Here is a 17,304-nt window from a genome sequence, read left to right as displayed (position 1 = left end):
TACGGAGGAGTTTTTTTGCAGAGCGAAAAGAATATTTATTCAGAAATCACACCATTCATAACAGAACTTGCAAGCAAGGCCAAAGCTGCCGACATGATCGACTCTGAGCTTTATACCAGATTTGATGTTAAGCGCGGTCTTCGTGACTTAAACGGTAAGGGTGTCCTTACAGGACTGACCCATATTTCTGATATAGTAGCCACCAGAGAAGAGAACGGTGTCATGGTACCAACTGATGGCGAGCTCTATTATCGCGGCATCAATGTCAGAGATATCATAAACGGCTGTATAGCTGACAAGAGATTTGGTTTTGAGGAGACTACATATCTCCTTTTATTCGGGCGTCTTCCTTCAGCTTCAGAGCTCAAGGAGTTCAAGGAGACTCTCTTCTTTTACAGGTCTCTTCCCACCAATTTTGTCAGGGACATTATCATGAAGGCTCCCAGCCGTGACATGATGAACACCCTTGCAAGAAGCGTACTTACATTATATTCATATGATGACAACCCTGATGACACGTCACTTCCCAACGTACTGAGGCAGTGCATGTCACTGATAGCTCTGTTTCCTCTCATGGCCATCTATGGTTATCAGGCTTACAATCACTACCACGAGGGCAATTCCCTCTTTATCCATGTGCCCAGGGCTGACCTGTCCACCGCAGAGAACATACTCTATCTTCTCCGCCCGGACAGCTCCTATACAGAGCTTGAAGCTAAGCTGCTAGACGTATGTCTCATACTTCATATGGAGCACGGCGGTGGTAACAACTCCACATTTACCACACACCTTGTTACCAGTTCACTAACAGATACCTATTCTGCCATAGCTGCAGCTATCGGTTCCTTAAAGGGGCCTCGCCACGGCGGCGCCAATATCAAAGTTGTGCGCATGTTTGAGGATATGGAAAAGAATATCTCTAAATGGGAAGATGATGATGAAGTCACAGCTTATCTCAATGCCCTTTTGGATGGCAAGGCTTTTGACAAAGCCGGCCTCATATACGGCGTAGGACATGCTATCTATTCCAAGTCAGATCCAAGAGCCATGATCTTCAAGGGCTTCGTAGAGCAGCTGGCTCACGAAAAGGGCTTTGATAAGGAATATGCCCTTTATGACAAGGTAGCCAGGCTTGCTCCCGAGATCATCTCCGAGAGAAGAAAGATGTATAAGGGCGTAAGTGTCAATGTGGACTTCTATTCCGGTTTTGTATACAAGATGCTGGGCCTTCCTCTGGAGCTCTACACTCCTCTCTTTGCAATGGCCAGGATTGTAGGCTGGTCAGCTCACAGGCTTGAAGAGCTTGCCAATAACGGCAAGATCATCCGTCCCGCCTACAAGCCTATAGGACCTCACATTCCTTACGTACCCATGGACAAGAGGCCCAAATGATCGTTTGATCACAGAATCCTGCTCATATTCATATGGGCAGGATTTTTTGCGGCAACTTCCTGCTAATTCATGACAGCGCTTACAGGTAAAGTCCAAAAAAGGCACAGGCGGCCATCCGGTCACCTGTGCCCTTTACTTATACATTCTTGGATAAAACATCCAAGAATGTATGCAAATAGGCCATTTATAAGCAGCTAAAGCTGCTGGGCCTATTTGCCAGATTCATGTTCTCACGAAACACGCAGTAAATGCGTGTTTCTGAATGGTCATCTAATAATACATACAATATTATCAAATATTAAGAAAAGCTCTTACTGCTGCTTCCATCTCTGTTTTGTCCACAACTTTGTCATGAAGGACAGCTGCCTGTCTGATAGATGTTACAGCTTCAGGTATCTCAAGTCCTGCCTTCTGGGCAAGTCTGTCAGCCAGTGCAAAATCATCGGCATTGTCATCAACATTTTCCAGTGCTCCCAATACCGCTCTTGTGAACTTGAAGGGGCTTGCTGTGGATGCGATAACGCATACAGCATCATCACCTGTGTTCTTCTTGTACTCATTGTAAACATGAGCTGCTACAGCTGTATGAGTATCAATCACATAGCCGGTATCCTCGTAGAGCTTTCTGATAGCTGCTGAAGTCTCTTCCTCGCTGGCATATCCTCCTGCAAAGTCAGAGAGCTTCTCTCTCATTGCAGCTGTGATCTCATATCTGCCCTTTTCTGAGAGATCCTTCATGTAAGCAGCATCTGCAGCTGCATCATCACCTGCGATATGGTAGATCAGACGCTCAAGGTTGGAGCTGATCAGGATATCCATGGAAGGTGATGAGGTAAGGATAAAGTCTCTGTTCCTGTCATAGCTGCCGCTTGCAAAGAAATCAAAGAGTACCTTATTGGAATTGGAAGCACAGATAAGCTTGCCAATAGGAAGGCCCATCTGCTTTGCATAATAAGCAGCAAGGATATTACCAAAGTTACCTGTAGGAACAGTTACATTGATAGTCTCGCCCTTAGCAATCCTGCCACCTGCCATAAGTCTGGTATAAGCATATACATAGTACACGATCTGAGGGATCAGTCTTCCGATGTTGATGGAATTGGCTGATGAGAATACAAAGCCCTTTGAATCCATCTCAGAAGCCAATTCCTTATCTGTAAAGAGCTTCTTTACTCCTGTCTGGGCATCGTCAAAATTGCCTTCGATACCTATTACGCAGGTATTGTCACCCTTCTGAGTAACCATCTGCTTCTCCTGGATGGGAGAAACGCCATGCTTGGGATAGAATACGATGATCCTGGTACCCTTTACATCTGCAAATCCTGCAAGAGCAGCCTTACCTGTATCGCCGCTGGTAGCAGTCAGGATGACGATCTCATTTTTCATATCGTTCTTTTTGGCTGCAGTAGTCATAAGATAAGGAAGGATGGACAGAGCCATATCCTTGAATGCTATGGTCTTACCGTGATAGAGCTCCATAAACCATGCTCCGCCGGCCTCTGTAAGAGGTACGATCTCCTCACAATCAAACTTCTTGTCATAAGCACTGTTAATACAGAATCTCAGCTCTTCCTCTGTGTAATCTGTAAGCAGCAGCTTCATTACTTCATAGGCAAGATCCTGATAATTCATAGCTGACAGCTCTTCAAGACTCTTGTCAAATGCAGGGATATGATCCGGAACAAATAAGCCTCCATCCGGTGCAAGTCCCATAAGCACTGCCTTGGAAGCCTTTACCTGCTCGCCGCCCCCTCTGGTACTGGAATAAAAAACGTCTTTCATAATGATCCCTTTCCTGTATCTGTATATCTTATATTTTGAAATCCTATACTTATTTTGATAATATGGTTATAAATATGGGTTTTATTCTACCACATCTGTCGCCATAGCGTAACGTACAATTAATACAAGCATTGAATAATTATACAATTATTTATCGTTATTTTGTCCGAATGGTCAAAAATGGAGGTCATTTTATATATGACTGAAAATCTACCTTCATCGGCTTTGGCAGGAGTACAGATAGCCAGCAAAAAAGACGGCAGCTTATACTACCGCTCTTCTATAACAATAAAAGGCAGGCATATCTCTCTGGGCTCATATAATAGTGAAAATGACGCTCATGCAGCCTATCTTGAGGGAAAAGGCATCATATCAGCAGCTGCCTGGACTCTTGATAAGTGGAAAGAGGATTACATCCTGCCCTTTAATAAATGTGTACAGCTTGTCAATTACAGGGATAACGGAGTATATTTCTCCACTCCTATTTTCCTGATGAAAAAATATTTTTTTTATTATCTTAATCAAAATGATATACTTACATTCGATATGGACGACCTCTTCTATTATTCCTCTCACACCATAATGAAGAGGGGGTCTCATCTCTTTGTGGCAGATTATGGCAGCCACATCAGTATCCTGTCAAGATATGGAATACAAGCCTATTCCGTAGCAGGCAGGGATTTTCGCTTCGTCAATGGTGACAGCAGCGATCTGCGCTACCACAATATCGAAGTGATCAATCACTACAGAGGCGTCAGGAGGATCAGCGTCAGAGGTCTGACACGCTACAAGGCAGTGATCCATGTCAGGAGCAATTATATAATCGGAACCTACAACACAGAGGAAGAAGCCGCAATCGCATATAACAAAGCAGCAGACCTCCTTTCGCAGCAAAATGTGCGCAAAAACTACGAGCTCAATTATCTCCAGGACATGAGCCCTCGTGATTATGCAGATATATATGCCTCGATTCGGGTTTCTCCCAGGATCAGACATTTTAACAGTGACAAAAAATATAAGGACAAACAAAGAACATGAAGATCAGACTCACTAATGAAACAGACACAATTAGATCAGGAAGGAAATCATCAAAAAATACTGCCAAACCTGGAAGGCATAAAAACAAAGGTAATTATCGCAGCAAATATTCACCATTTGTAAGGCTCATAGCTACCTTCATTATCCTCTTTATGATACTGGGAACAGTGATATCTCTGGTGGGATGTACAGCCTTTTCCGGGAACATGTATATCGAAAGATCGGGATTTTATTTTAATACTATAGTCAATGTGAGAATTTATGATTGCAACGATGAAGAAATCTTAAATGAATGCATGGAGATCTGCGGTGATATGGAGAATCTCCTTGATCCCGATCTTGAGGGCTCTGATGTCTATAATATCAATCATTCGGAAGGTGCAGTCACCAAGGTAAATGAAGACACTATAGATCTTCTGGATACCGCCCTTAAGTATAACGAGCTCAGCGGCGGCGCCCTAAATCCTGCTCTTGGATCTGTGATAGAGCTTTGGGACTTCACTTCTGACCGGGACAAGATCATCCCGTCAGGAGACGCCCTGAAAAAAGCTCTGGAACATACCGATCCCTCATGCATAAGCATAAACAAAGGAAGATCCACAGTCACTGTGTCAGATCCTTCATGCCATATAGCTCTTGGAGCTGTGGCCAAGGGAATGATAGCAGACAAATTAAAGGCACATTTACTGGAAAAAGGAATACAATCCGCCATTATCAACCTTGGAGGCAATGTCCTGCTGATAGGTTCCAAGCCTAATGGCAAAGATTTTGGAGTAGGGATACAAAAGCCCTTTGGTGACTCGGGCTCCTTTTCAGAGATCGTAAATACTTCCAACAAATCCATAGTTACTTCAGGTGTCTACGAAAGATATTTTGAGAAGGATGGCCTTATATACCATCATATCCTTTCTCCTGATAACGGTTTTCCTGTATCAAACGGACTCTACTCTGTAACCATACTGTCTGACAAGTCCATAGACGGAGACGCCTTATCCACTGCCTGCTTTGTAATGGGACCAGACGAAGGAATGAAGCTTATAGAGAGCCTTGACGGTATAGAAGCCATGTTCATAGACAGCGATCAAAAGATAAGCTATTCCTCAGGCTTCCCAGGCTCTTATATAGATCAGTAAAAGAGTATTTCATTAGCTCTTAAAAACAAATAAAAAAGTCAAAATAAGTAAACTGATAAATAAAAACTTATTAAAAAGCTGCCCTGTCATAATGATATGTACCCTCTTTACTGGACAAACCAGTAAGGAGGGTACATATCAAATTGCCAGGGCAGCTTGGTTATTCTTCTAATGTATATGTTATTAGACATACCTTCAGAAACACGCATTTACTGCGTGTTTCGTGAGAACATGTTGCTGGCAAATAGGCCCAGCGGCCCTAGCCGCTCTCAAATGGCCTATTTGCATACATTCTTGGATTATTTATCCAAGAATGTATAAGATAGCTATTATCCGATAAGCTCGATAGCTTTCTTCGGACACTTGGATGCGCAGAGTCCGCAGTGAGTACACTTATCCTGATCGATCACAGCCACATTGCCTTCAACCTTAATAGCTTCACTGGGGCAGTTCTTTTCACAGATCCTACAGGCGATACAGCCGCTTGTACAATACTTATTAACCTTCTGCCCAGGATCTTGTGACTTACATCTAACAGAAACAACAGCTTCATAAGGTACCAGATCAATAAGATGACGAGGGCAGATCTCCATGCACTTCTTGCAGGCCTTGCAGTTTTCCTTGTCCACAACTGCTATACCGTTTTGGATATGTATGGCATCAAACTGACATACAGATACGCAGCTTCCGCCGCCCAGGCATCCGTAGGTACAGGTCTTGGGGCCCTGCCCCGGAAGCTGATCTATCACTCTGCAGTCCTCTGCTCCTGAGTAATCATACTGCTGCTGCGCTTTTTCACAGTCACCGCCGCAGTGCACGTAAGCTACCATCCTGCCGGCACTCTCAGCTTCCACTCCCATGATCTCTGATATTTCTGCCGCAACAGCAGCTCCGCCTACAGGACACTGGTTAACAGCAGCTTCTCCTTTGGCAATTGCCGCAGCACAGCCTGAGCATCCGGGATATCCACATCCGCCGCAGTTATTCCCCGGAAGCACTCCCAGTATTGCAGCCTCTTTTTCATCAACGTCAACGTGTAGCTTGATATTGGCATAACCCAGGATCAGTCCGATCATTATTCCACAGCCTGCCACTACAAGCACAGCGAATAATATTCCGCTCAGCATATTTTATCTCCTTTTCAGCGCAGTACCGAAAATCCGGTAAATGCGATCGCCATAAGTCCTGCTGTGATCACAACTATAGGTGTTCCCTTCCAGGATTCAGGAATATCGTTATATGCGATCTTCTCTCTGATGCCTGCAAGTATGGTTATGGAAATAGTAAAGCCCACTGCTGTAGCAAAGCCGTTAACTATTCCCTGAATGATATTGTACTCATCTGATACATTCAAAAGAGCCACACCAAGAACAGCACAGTTGGTTGTGATAAGGGGAAGATATACACCCAGCGACTCATATAGAGGCTTAACAAACTTCTTAAGGAACATTTCCACAAACTGAACAAGCATAGCTATTATCAGTATGAAAACTATAGTATTAAGATATGTCAGATCAAGTGGCAGCAGTATGAACTTATAGAGAAGTCCGCAAACTGCAGAAGCCAGTGTAATGACAAAGACTATAGCTCCGCCCATTCCAACTGCGGAATCCACCTTTTTGGATACGCCCAGGAAAGGACACAGACCCAGGAACTGGGATAATACAACATTATTGATAAGGGAAGACATGATAAGTATTCCCAAAAGTCCGCTTATGGTACTCATTTATCTCCCTCCTTTTCGCCGGGCAGCACAGGATCTACATTCATGCAGCCGCCGCTCTTATACTTTGATACATCTTTGCCCTTTTCTTCCTGTTTTCTCCTGATACGGTTCATAAGAGCCATAAGAGTGCCCAGCACCAGGAAAGCTCCCGCCTGAAGTACAAAGATACTAACAGGTGTATACAGCGCAAGTACAGAACCTACCGCACCTCCAACTATGGTATCTTCGCCCAGAAGCTGGATGCCAAAAACTGTACCTGCACCTATAAGCTCACGCACAAGACCGATGATGGTGATAGACATAGTAAAGCCCAGTCCCATACCGATACCATCAAAAAATGCGGGAACAGCGCCATGCTTGCTTGCGTAGGATTCCGCACGGCCAAAGATGATACAGTTAACAACGATAAGAGGTATATACACACCAAGTGCTTCATTCAGATCCGGCAGATATGCCGCCATAAGGAGCTGTACCAATGTAACAAATGATGCGATGACTACTATAAATGAGGGGATCCTGACTGTATCAGGTATCACCTTTCTAAGCAGTGATATTACAAGGTTGGACAAGGCCAAAACAAAGGTAGTGGCAAGGCCCATGGACAGACCGTTGATAGCGGAGGTAGTAACCGCCAGTGTGGGACACATACCCAGTACCAATACTGTAGTAGGATTCTCAGTGATCACACCGTTAAAAAATCGCTCAAGGGGAGTGTCTGCCGCCAGTCCCAGAGCACCTTTTCTTCTGTTATCCATAATGATCAGTGGCCTCCTTTCAGTATTTCAGAATAGTACAAAAGGCCAGCATTAACGCCTCTGTTGACTGCCTTGGATGTAATGGTAGCTCCTGAGATAGCTTCGATCGCAGTATCAGAGGCATTAGCCTTACCACTTCCATCCTTCACGATGCTGTAATCAGGGCTGGCCGCAAGACCTTCCTCGCTATACTGGGGTACCAGTACCTTCTCGGCGTTCATTCCCAGTCCGGGAGTCTCATTGATGCTGATCAGGGAAATTCCATTCAGCTCCCCTTCAAGATCCACGCCCATACTAAATACTATTTCATCTCCGTATCCCTTGGATGTGATCTGCATTACATATCCTTCCAGGGCACCTGAAGCATCATAGGCTTCAAGAACAGAATCAATGTTTACGCCGGAGAATTCCTCATCAGACAACAGCAGCCTGTCTTTCTCGGCTTCATCAAGAACTGATTCTTCACCAAAGGACGCTGCCTCTGCAAATACTGCCTTATTGGCATTTTCTACTTTTAATGCTTCCTGCTGCGCGATAGGCTCTTTGGTAACCTGGTAGACCATTCCAAGCAGGATACCTGCTATCAGGGTGATCACAAAGAGGATAAGCGCATTCTTTATCATCTCAGCGCCTTCATTTCTTCCGGCTGCCGCACTGTTTGTACTCATGCTGCTCCCTCCTTTTTAGATTTACGACTGATACCAAATGCTCTGGGAAGTGTCCATCTCTCGATTAGCGGTACCATAAGATTGCCTATGATGATGGCATAGGATACGCCCTCAACACCAGAACCTGCAAATCTGAATATTGCAGTCAAAAGTCCCAGAATAATACCAAATATGTATTTTCCCTTAGGTGTAATGGGACTGGATACATAATCAGTAGCCATAAAGAAGGCTCCCAGCATCAGTCCGCCGCCTGCCAGCTGAGCTGACAGATATGGAGGATAAAAGCCCTTGCCGCCTATAAGCACTGTCATAATAGCAAAGGTCACGATATATGATCCGGGGATCCTAAGATCGATGACACCTGCCAGGATCATGATACAAGCACCAAGCACTATAGCGATCATAGATGTCTCACCTATTACGCCGCCTGTCCTTCCTATGATCATATCCATTACGTTTACACTCTCTCCCGCCTTAAGCGCTGCAAGAGGTGTAGCTCCGGAATATGTATCAGTAGCATATGCTGTCATAAGTTTGGGAAAAGATATTACCAAAAAGCATCTTGCACCAAGAGCAGGATTCATAAAGTTCTGTCCAAGACCTCCAAAGAGCATCTTGACTACAACTATGGCAAATATACCGCCCATAACAGGTACCCAGTAAGGTATTGTCGCAGGCATATTCATGCCCAAAAGGAGTCCTGTGACCACTGCAGACAGATCAGAAACAGTGATCTTCTGGTGCATCAGCTTCTCATATACAGCCTCAGAACATACGCAGCTTACTATAGACAAGATCATGATAATAAGCGCTCTAAGGCCAAAATTATATACTCCAAAGGCTGCAGGAACACACAGACCCATAATGACCCAGAGCATGATGCTCTTTGTGGTATCTGCGGCTCTTACATGCGGATTGGATGACACATTTCTTAATTCAGCCATTTTATCCCCCTAATCATTTCTTTTTTCTCTGCGCCAACTGGATCTTTCTCATGCCTTTGATCAGCTGGGTCAGGTGTCTGTGTGCCGGACAGATATAGCTGCAACATCCGCACTCACAGCATTCCATGCCATACTCTGCCAGGAATCTCTCCGTCTGTCCGTTTGTAACAGCATCAGCAAGATTCTTAGGAATGAGATGCTCAGGACAAGCACTGACACATCTGCCGCAATTAATGCAGGCACTGGGCTCCATCGCAGATACAGCATCTTTTGTCAGGCAAGTCAGAGCAGATGCAGTCTTGGTAGTAGGAACATCTGTATCCCAAACCGCAAATCCCATCATAGGACCGCCGGATATGATCTTAGCAGGCTCTGTTTTAAAACCACCTGCATCTTCCAAGAGTTCCTTGTAATTGGTACCAATCCTGACCTTGTAATTACAAGGATCACTTACGGCATCACCTGTTATGGTGACTATCCTCTCCATGAGCGGGCGCCCCTCTGTAACAGCCCTGTAAATAGCACAGAGTGTATCAGTGTTATCCACTATGCAGCCTGCATCTGCGGGGAGCATGGAGGAATTGATCTCACGACCTGTGCAGGCATAGATGAGCATACGCTCAGCGCCCTGAGGATATTTGGTCTGAAGCACCTTGACTTCAAGTCCCGGCTCATCCTTGACCAGTTCTCTGAGCTTCTCTATAGCCTGAGGCTTATTATTCTCCACAGCCAGTATTCCTCTTGCCTTAGGGAAGAGTGATACAGCGATCTTGAGGCCTCCCACAACGAGCTCAGGCTCTTCGATCATCCTGCGGTAATCAGAGGTAAGGTATGGCTCACACTCTGAACAGTTAGCAATCACGTATTCTATCTTGTCAGGCTCTTTGGGTGAGAGCTTGACATGTGTAGGAAAGCCTGCGCCGCCCATGCCAACGACTCCGGCCTCCTTAACAGCAGCGATTATCTCCTCGCTGGTCATATCCTTCCAGGGCCTTATTTCAGGTTTTGCCACTTCCTCATAAAGGCCGTCATTTTCAACTATGATACTGTTGCACATGCCGCCTGTTGCCAGTCTTCTGGGCTCAATAGCCTTGACAGTTCCTGAAACAGTAGCATAGATTGGCGAAGAAACAAATCCTTTTGCTTCTGCGATTTTCTGCCCGGTAAGGACACGATCCCCCACAGCCACAATAGGCTCTGCAGGAGCACCGATGTGCTGGGAAACCGGATATACAAGATCCCCTTTTGGCAGAACAGTCCTGATTGGCTTATCCATCGTGAGTTCCTTGCCCTCATAAGGATGGACGCCTCCTCTGAACGTAGATGTTGCCATTTCCTACCCCTCTTTCCTTTTAATGTATTGATATTGAATATAGGATAATAAATGTCCCGAAAAGCCAGGACACATTTTGAAACTTTAGCGCTTTAATGCCTTGATAAATAAATGCGCTTTTAACAGAATACACACATATATATTTTACGTCAACACGCGGAGAAATTCCACTTTTGTGATATCATGTGTACATAAGCTTTATCCATAAGTAACAGACTGCAAACAGGCGCTGGCATACAAGACCCGGAGGGAGTATATGAAAAAGGTAAACGAGGCCATTTCAGCTGATATATCATCAGTATATGATCCATATATAGAAAGAATAGATAATAAAGAAAACATTCTCTTCTTTGATATCGAGACGACAGGTCTTTCACCAAGAAACTGCACCATCTATCTCATCGGAGCTGCCTATTATAATGGCGGCAGCTGGGAACTTATCCAGTTTTTTGCAGAGAAAAATGCAGATGAACCCATGCTCCTGAGATCTTTTTTTGAACTATGCAAAGGCTATAAAAGCCTGGTCCATTTCAATGGCAACCGCTTTGACATTCCATTTATAAAGGCAAGAGCCTCAGCCCTTGGCATCCCTTCTGACGAGACATTTCCTTTGGACATGGAAAGCGTAGACCTGTACAAGGTCATACTGCCCTTTAAGAACGCACTCTCCCTCACAGACTGCAAGCAAAAGAGCATCGAAAGCTTTCTGGGGATAAAGAGACAGGATATCTACAGCGGAAAGGAACTGATAGACGTATACAAAAAATACCGTGCAAACAATTCCAAAGAACTCCTTAGCCTCCTTCTTCTACACAACGCAGACGATGTTCGCGGCATGTTTCCTCTTTCACAGATCAGTATTTACAAAGATTTCTTTGACTGTATTTTATCCTATCCCACAATCAGCCTTACAAGCGATGCTCCGGCAGAAGATATTGGACCTCTTCCTCTGCGGGTAGTCAAGGCATGGGCCAATAATTACAAGGATATAAACGGTAGCGAGCAAAGAGAGCTCATGCTGGGAATCAATCTGCCCATGACTTTGCCTTCGGATTTCAGATGCAGAAAGGGAGAGATATTCTTCAGGAGCGAGCAGGGCCGCGGCACACTGCGCATTCCTATTTACTGCGGAGAACTTAAATACTTCTATTCTGATTACAAGAATTACTACTATCTGCCGCTGGAGGATCAGGCTCTTCACAAATCCGTAGCCGAATTTGTGGACAGATCCCACAGAGAGCGTGCAACAGCCAAAAACTGTTATACCAGAAAGCCGGGAGAGTTCCTGCCTGAATGGGACCTGGTATTTACTCCCTTCTTCAAAAAAGATTACGAGTCCAGGGATCTGTATTTCGAACTCACAGATGCCATGAAGAAGAGCCGCAGCGCCATGAGCCTCTATGCCTGCCATATCATGTCCTATCTCTTTTCATAAGGATCAAAAACCCTACCTGCGCTGCTTTTTTTGATCCCGTTATCCCTATGAAGTCCAATTTACATGTTTTTGGGAACAAACTAACAAATAATCATAAGTTTAATCCATATTTTCTCCGATAGATTAATAGCGAACTTTATCATTTGATTTTCAACTTCAGTCTACGGAGGATCAGGTAATGAATTACGATTATGAGTGGTTTAAAAAGGCAGTATTTGACCTGACTAAGATCGATCTGAACGCCTATAAAGAAAAGCAGATGAAAAGGCGTATTGATACCCTTATTACAAAGTACGATGTCAAAGGCTATGAAGTATTTGCTGACATGCTAAAAAAAGATAAGGATGTCCTTGGTACATTCGTCAACTATCTGACTATCAATGTATCGGAATTCTTCAGAAATCCGGATCAGTGGTCCCTCATGGACAAGGAAATGGTTCCTGAGCTTATAGATAAATTCGGAAAGAACCTCAAGATCTGGAGTGCAGCCTGCTCTACAGGTGACGAGCCTTACACTATAGTAATGCTCCTATCACGCCATATGCCCCTTAATCAGATCAACATCCTGGCAACAGATCTTGATACAGTAGCTATAGCAAAGGCCAAGAATGGTGTCTATCAGGCCAAGGAAATAGCAGGTGTGCCTGCTGATCTGAAGCAAAAGTATTTCACCACCAATCCTGATGGTACAGTATCCATCTCCAATGAGATCAAGAGCCGTGTTACCTTTAAGAAGGCAGATCTCTTAAGAGACCCTTATCCCAAGGATTATCACCTGATCGTATGCAGAAACGTGCTCATCTACTTCACAGAGGAAGCCAAGGATGAAACCTTCCGTAAATACTATGAAGCCCTGGCCCCCGGAGGCATCCTCTTCATCGGAGCCACAGAACAGATCATCAATTACAAGGATATGGGCTATGTACGTAAGAACTCTTTCTATTACGAGAAGCCCAAAGGATAATATCCGTATCATTCTTATTACGAAAAAAGGCAGGTCCCATAAGGAACCTGCCTTAATATTATCTCTAAATAATTACTCTTCGGAGCCTTCCTCAGCTATAACCTGATCAATATCTACTGATACAACATCTCCGTCCTCTTCTTCCTTCTTCTCAGGAGCGAGCATAGCCTTTACGGAAAGGCTGATCTTGTGATCTGCTTCGTTGAAATCAACAATCTTAGCAGTTACTTCATCGCCAACCTTCAGTACATCAGAGGGCTTATCAACGTGATCCTTGGAGATCTGTGATACGTGAAGCAGTGCATCAATGCCGGCCTCAAGCTCTACGAATGCGCCAAAGTCAGTCATACGAGCAACCTTACCTGTTACAACATTGCCTACTGCATACTTCTCAGCTGCGTCCTTCCAAGGGTTGCCATCTTCGAACTTTCTGGAAAGAGCGATCTTACGACCATCAACAGCCTTGATAAGAACCTTAACGGAATCGCCAACCTTGAATACCTTCTTGGGATTCTCTACACGGCCCCAGCTCATCTCAGAGATGTGAAGGAGTCCATCAGCGCCGCCCAGATCGATGAATGCACCGAAATCTGTAACGTTCTTAACAATACCATCTACAATATCGCCGACCTGGATCTTATCAAAGAGCTCCTTAGCCTTCTCTGCCTTCTCGGCGGAGATAAGCATACGGCGGTTACCGATATATCTTCTTCTGCGAGGATTGTACTCAGTTACAACGAACTGAATTTCCTGATCCTGGTACTTTGTCAGATCCTTCTCATAAGTATCTGATACAAGGCTTGCAGGGATGAAGATCCTTACTTCCTCAACAACTACTACAAGTCCGCCTTCCAGAACCTGTACGACCTTAGCGGTAAGCGTCTCTTTGTTATTGAACGCTTCCTCAATTCTCTTGTTGCCACGGTCAAGTGCCAGTCTCTTGTAAGAGAGGATAACCTGTCCGTCTGCATCATTGGTCTTAAGGACCTTAACATCCATCTTGTCGCCAACATTCAGCTTGGTTGTAAGATCGATGCTGTTGTCATTGCTGTATTCATTCCTGGAAAGGATACCGTCGGACTTATAACCTATGTTGAGGATAGCTTCATCAGGTTTAACATCGATTATTGTACCTTCAACGACCTCCCCCGTATGAATTGTCCTGAATGACTCGTTGAGCATCTGCTCAAATGTCTGTTCCTGTTCTGACATGTGTCTGAACCTCCTCAATAATATTCTTGGGGGTGGATGCCCCGGCGGTAATTCCCACTATATCTGTATCCTCAGGATATTCCTGAGGCAGATCTTCAGCTGTCTGTACGAAATATGTATTTTCGCACTTACTCTTGCAGATTTCATAGAGTTTGCGGGTATTGGAGCTGCTCGTTCCCCCTATCACTATCATAACGTCGGCAGCCTCTGCTATTTCCTCTGCCTCCGTCTGCCTCTCATTGGTAGCATTACAGATAGTGTTCACAATATTTATATTGTAGCCTCTACTGCGCAAAATTTCAACTATATCATCAAATTTTTTATGATTAAATGTAGTCTGGGACACCAAAGTCAGCTCCATGTCCTTTGGAAAGTCAGTATTAGAGGCTTCTTCTCTGGATTCTATAACGTAAACAGGCCCGCTGCACCAGGAAACTATGCCCTTTACCTCAGGATGAAGAGGATTGCCTGTGATGAGTATCCCCTTACCTGCAGCAGATTCTTCACTGACTATCTTATGTATCCTTTTGACAAAGGGACAGGTTGCATCAATATACTGTACTCCCATGTTACGTATCTTGTCTTCTACCTGTCTGGGAACGCCGTGTGCTCTGATGATCACTCTGCCCTCAGTTATCTTCTCCAGCTCGGCTATATCATTTATAACGGATACTCCTTTGGACTCCATATCCCTTATAACTTCATCATTATGTATAATAGGACCAAAGGTATATATCTTCTCTCCGCTTTCTATCTGTTCGTATACCGTATCAACCGCCTTCTTTACTCCAAAGCAGAATCCGGCATGTTTGGCCAGTCTGATCTCCATAAAATGCCTCCGATCATCAAAGCCGCCTATAAAACAGCTTCACATCTTCATTTCAATGTCTTTTGATATTCGCTGATAATAGTATCAGCCACTTCCTCAATGGTCATGTCAGAGCTGTCCACAAGCACAGCACCTTTGGCCTTTCTAAGAGGGGATTCCTGCCTGTTCATATCACGGTAGTCCCTCTCTTCGATATCCTTTTCGATATCTTCAAGAACAGCTTCTTCGCCCTTTTCAAGCATCTCATTATATCTTCGAAGCGCCCTTACATGAACAGATGCATCCAGGTATATTTTCAGATCCGCACCGGGAAGGACCACTGTACCAATATCCCTGCCATCCATGACTACATCAGCATCTGCAGCCAGCTTCTGCTGCAGGCTCACCAACTGCTTTCTCAGATCGCCTACAAGAGATGTCTTGCTGGCCATGTCACTTACCTGGGCAGTCCTGATCAGATCATTTACATTTTCTCCGTTGAGGATCACCACCTGTACTCCATCTTCATGTCTGATAGTAATATCAGGCTCCAGAGCCTTTCGGGCAACCATTTGCTCATCCGCAGGGTCTACACCTTCTCTGATCATATATAATGCCATAGCTCTGTACATTGCACCGGTATCTACATAGATAAAGCCCAGCTTATCTGATACTATCCTTGCTATGGTACTCTTACCTGCACCTGCAGGTCCGTCTATTGCTATATTATGACTCATATTCCGTCCTTTCTGCTGCACTGATACCTGCCAGATACCCTGTAGACCAGGCTATCTGGAGATTAAATCCTCCTGTGACCGCATCTGTGTCTATCACTTCCCCTGCAAAATACAGGCCCTTACGGAATCTGGATTCCATGGTAGAAGGATCTATCTCAGACACCTTGACGCCGCCTCTGGTGATAATAGCTTCATTAAAGCCTCTGGTCCCTGTCACAGTCATGGTCAAGTCCTTGGTTATATTTACAAGTCTTGTTCGCTCAGCCTTGTCTATCTCACTTACTTTCTTATCAGGGTTGATCTCTGACAGTTCTATGATCACAGGGATCAGTTTACTGGGGAACAGTCCTCCCAGTACATTTCTGAATTCCTTTCTCCTGCCATCTTCAAAGTCCCTTATTATTCTCTTGTCCAGCATCTCATGACTAAGAGCCGGCTTCAGATCCAGATGGAGTATATATTCGCACCCCTCTTCATAGGCTGTACTTGCAGACAATATAAGGGGACCGCTAATACCAAAATGGGTAAAGAGCATTTCGCCAAAGCCTTCATATACTGCTTTTTTCTTTTTTGAGCCCTTGGCAGCTTTGTCCCCGACTTCAGGAGCAATGTTCTTGTACATCTTAAGTCCCACATTTTTAAGAGACAGACCCTGAAGAGCCAGAGGCCATTTCTCTCTAACTTCAAAAGGGACCAGACTTGGACAGGCCTTATTAAGACTATGTCCTGCTTCTCTGGCGAATCTGTAGCCATCTCCTGTGGATCCAGTAGATGGATAAGACATTCCTCCACAGCAGACTATCACACTATCGCAGGAGGCTTTCTCTTTGCCGACTATCACAATGCCTGTCACTGCATCATCAGTATATTCCACAGATGTGACCTTGCAATTGTAACGGATCTTTACACCCTTCTTCTTACAGACTCTAAGGAGAGCCGCTATTATATCCGAGGAATGATCGGAAACAGGAAAGACTCTGCCCCCTCTTTCCACCTTCAAAGGGCATCCGTTCTGTTCAAAGAAGTCCATGACCATATCATGATCAAAGGAATAGATACTGCTGTAGAGAAATTTGGGATTGCGGCAAACATTGGCAAAAAACTCGCTGTTTTCAGCCACGTTAGTGACATTGCAGCGTCCTTTGCCCGTTATATATATCTTTTTGCCGGCTTTATCATTTTTCTCATAGATGGTAACATGGGCACCTTTTGCGGCAGCTGCTATTGCAGCCATCATCCCGGCAGCACCTGCACCGATCACAGCTATCTCTTTCATATCGTTCCTTTATATGTATATGCCTTTGCGGTTAAACTCGCAAACGCTTCGCTTTTTGCTCGTTATAAAATCACTGCTGACGCAGTTCTACGGGTACGGGG

General features: G+C 44.6%; 16 protein-coding genes. 5 read left to right on the top strand and 11 right to left on the bottom strand.

The annotated features are described in order from the left end of the window. The first annotated feature begins 15 nt into the window (after positions 1 to 15). Complete coding sequence (locus tag G636_RS0116440) at positions 16 to 1,392, top strand: citrate/2-methylcitrate synthase (RefSeq protein ID WP_026508952.1); 1,377 nt, start codon at positions 16 to 18, stop codon at positions 1,390 to 1,392. 291 nt (positions 1,393 to 1,683) lie between these two features. On the opposite strand, the gene thrC is transcribed toward G636_RS0116440, so the two are convergent. Then, positions 1,684 to 3,174 carry a threonine synthase gene (gene thrC, locus G636_RS0116435; RefSeq protein ID WP_035779967.1) on the bottom strand — a complete coding sequence of 497 codons (1,491 nt, stop codon included), beginning with the start codon at positions 3,172 to 3,174 and terminating at the stop codon, positions 1,684 to 1,686. 198 nt (positions 3,175 to 3,372) lie between these two features. Between thrC and G636_RS0116430 the strand changes: the two genes are divergently transcribed. Then, the gene (locus G636_RS0116430; RefSeq protein WP_035779964.1) at positions 3,373 to 4,212 is read left to right on the top strand and encodes a hypothetical protein; all 840 of its coding nucleotides are present in this window, start codon (positions 3,373 to 3,375) and stop codon (positions 4,210 to 4,212) included. After that, positions 4,209 to 5,345 (top strand): FAD:protein FMN transferase, encoded by a 1,137-nt coding sequence (locus G636_RS19080; RefSeq protein ID WP_051227101.1) that lies wholly within the window; start codon positions 4,209 to 4,211, stop codon positions 5,343 to 5,345. The genes G636_RS0116430 and G636_RS19080 overlap by 4 nt, the downstream gene beginning before the upstream one ends. Positions 5,346 to 5,674: 329 nt before the next feature. Here the strand turns inward: G636_RS19080 and G636_RS0116420 are convergent, their stop codons facing one another. Genes G636_RS0116420 through rsxC form a run of 6 tightly spaced genes read right to left on the bottom strand, consistent with a single transcriptional unit; the run spans position 5,675 to position 10,771 of the window. After that, positions 5,675 to 6,472 (bottom strand): RnfABCDGE type electron transport complex subunit B, encoded by a 798-nt coding sequence (locus G636_RS0116420; RefSeq protein ID WP_035779963.1) that lies wholly within the window; start codon positions 6,470 to 6,472, stop codon positions 5,675 to 5,677. A gap of 14 nt (positions 6,473 to 6,486) precedes the next feature. Next, positions 6,487 to 7,071, bottom strand: coding sequence for an RnfABCDGE type electron transport complex subunit A (locus G636_RS0116415; RefSeq protein ID WP_026508948.1), 585 nt, complete (start codon positions 7,069 to 7,071; stop codon positions 6,487 to 6,489). Beyond that, positions 7,068 to 7,826 carry an electron transport complex subunit RsxE gene (gene rsxE, locus G636_RS19075; protein ID WP_051227100.1) on the bottom strand — a complete coding sequence of 253 codons (759 nt, stop codon included), beginning with the start codon at positions 7,824 to 7,826 and terminating at the stop codon, positions 7,068 to 7,070. The genes G636_RS0116415 and rsxE overlap by 4 nt, the downstream gene beginning before the upstream one ends. Positions 7,827 to 7,831: 5 nt before the next feature. Further along, the gene (locus G636_RS0116405; protein WP_242826995.1) at positions 7,832 to 8,494 is read right to left on the bottom strand and encodes an FMN-binding protein; all 663 of its coding nucleotides are present in this window, start codon (positions 8,492 to 8,494) and stop codon (positions 7,832 to 7,834) included. Then, on the bottom strand, positions 8,491 to 9,438 hold the full coding sequence (locus G636_RS19070) for an RnfABCDGE type electron transport complex subunit D (protein WP_035779961.1): 948 nt from the start codon (positions 9,436 to 9,438) through the stop codon (positions 8,491 to 8,493). The genes G636_RS0116405 and G636_RS19070 overlap by 4 nt, the downstream gene beginning before the upstream one ends. A gap of 13 nt (positions 9,439 to 9,451) precedes the next feature. Further along, positions 9,452 to 10,771: an electron transport complex subunit RsxC gene (rsxC, locus tag G636_RS0116395; protein WP_026508946.1), complete on the bottom strand. Its 1,320-nt coding sequence runs from the start codon at positions 10,769 to 10,771 to the stop codon at positions 9,452 to 9,454. Positions 10,772 to 11,027: 256 nt separating this feature from the next. On the opposite strand from rsxC, the gene G636_RS0116390 reads away from it, so the two are divergent. Both G636_RS0116390 and G636_RS0116385 read left to right on the top strand, forming a co-directional pair. Then, positions 11,028 to 12,206, top strand: coding sequence for a ribonuclease H-like domain-containing protein (locus G636_RS0116390; RefSeq protein ID WP_026508945.1), 1,179 nt, complete (start codon positions 11,028 to 11,030; stop codon positions 12,204 to 12,206). Between the two features lie 178 nt (positions 12,207 to 12,384). Continuing rightward, a complete protein-coding gene (locus G636_RS0116385) occupies positions 12,385 to 13,170 on the top strand; it encodes a CheR family methyltransferase (RefSeq protein WP_026508944.1) in 786 nt (261 codons plus the stop codon). A 72-nt stretch (positions 13,171 to 13,242) separates the two neighbouring features. Here G636_RS0116385 and rpsA read toward each other — a convergent pair whose 3' ends face one another. Genes rpsA through G636_RS0116365 form a run of 4 tightly spaced genes read right to left on the bottom strand, consistent with a single transcriptional unit; the run spans position 13,243 to position 17,203 of the window. Further along, entirely contained in the window at positions 13,243 to 14,382 is a 1,140-nt protein-coding gene (gene rpsA / locus G636_RS0116380) for a 30S ribosomal protein S1 (protein WP_035779957.1), read from the bottom strand. After that, the gene (locus G636_RS0116375; RefSeq protein ID WP_026508942.1) at positions 14,357 to 15,211 is read right to left on the bottom strand and encodes a 4-hydroxy-3-methylbut-2-enyl diphosphate reductase; all 855 of its coding nucleotides are present in this window, start codon (positions 15,209 to 15,211) and stop codon (positions 14,357 to 14,359) included. The genes rpsA and G636_RS0116375 overlap by 26 nt, the downstream gene beginning before the upstream one ends. A gap of 47 nt (positions 15,212 to 15,258) precedes the next feature. Next, positions 15,259 to 15,927 carry a (d)CMP kinase gene (gene cmk / locus G636_RS0116370; RefSeq protein ID WP_026508941.1) on the bottom strand — a complete coding sequence of 223 codons (669 nt, stop codon included), beginning with the start codon at positions 15,925 to 15,927 and terminating at the stop codon, positions 15,259 to 15,261. After that, positions 15,917 to 17,203, bottom strand: coding sequence for an NAD(P)/FAD-dependent oxidoreductase (locus G636_RS0116365; RefSeq protein WP_026508940.1), 1,287 nt, complete (start codon positions 17,201 to 17,203; stop codon positions 15,917 to 15,919). The genes cmk and G636_RS0116365 overlap by 11 nt, the downstream gene beginning before the upstream one ends. Positions 17,204 to 17,304: the final 101 nt, after the last annotated feature.

This window comes from Butyrivibrio sp. MC2013 (genome assembly GCF_000424585.1).
GTDB lineage: Bacteria > Bacillota > Clostridia > Lachnospirales > Lachnospiraceae > Butyrivibrio.
This window is presented reverse-complemented; position numbering and strand designations above follow the sequence as displayed.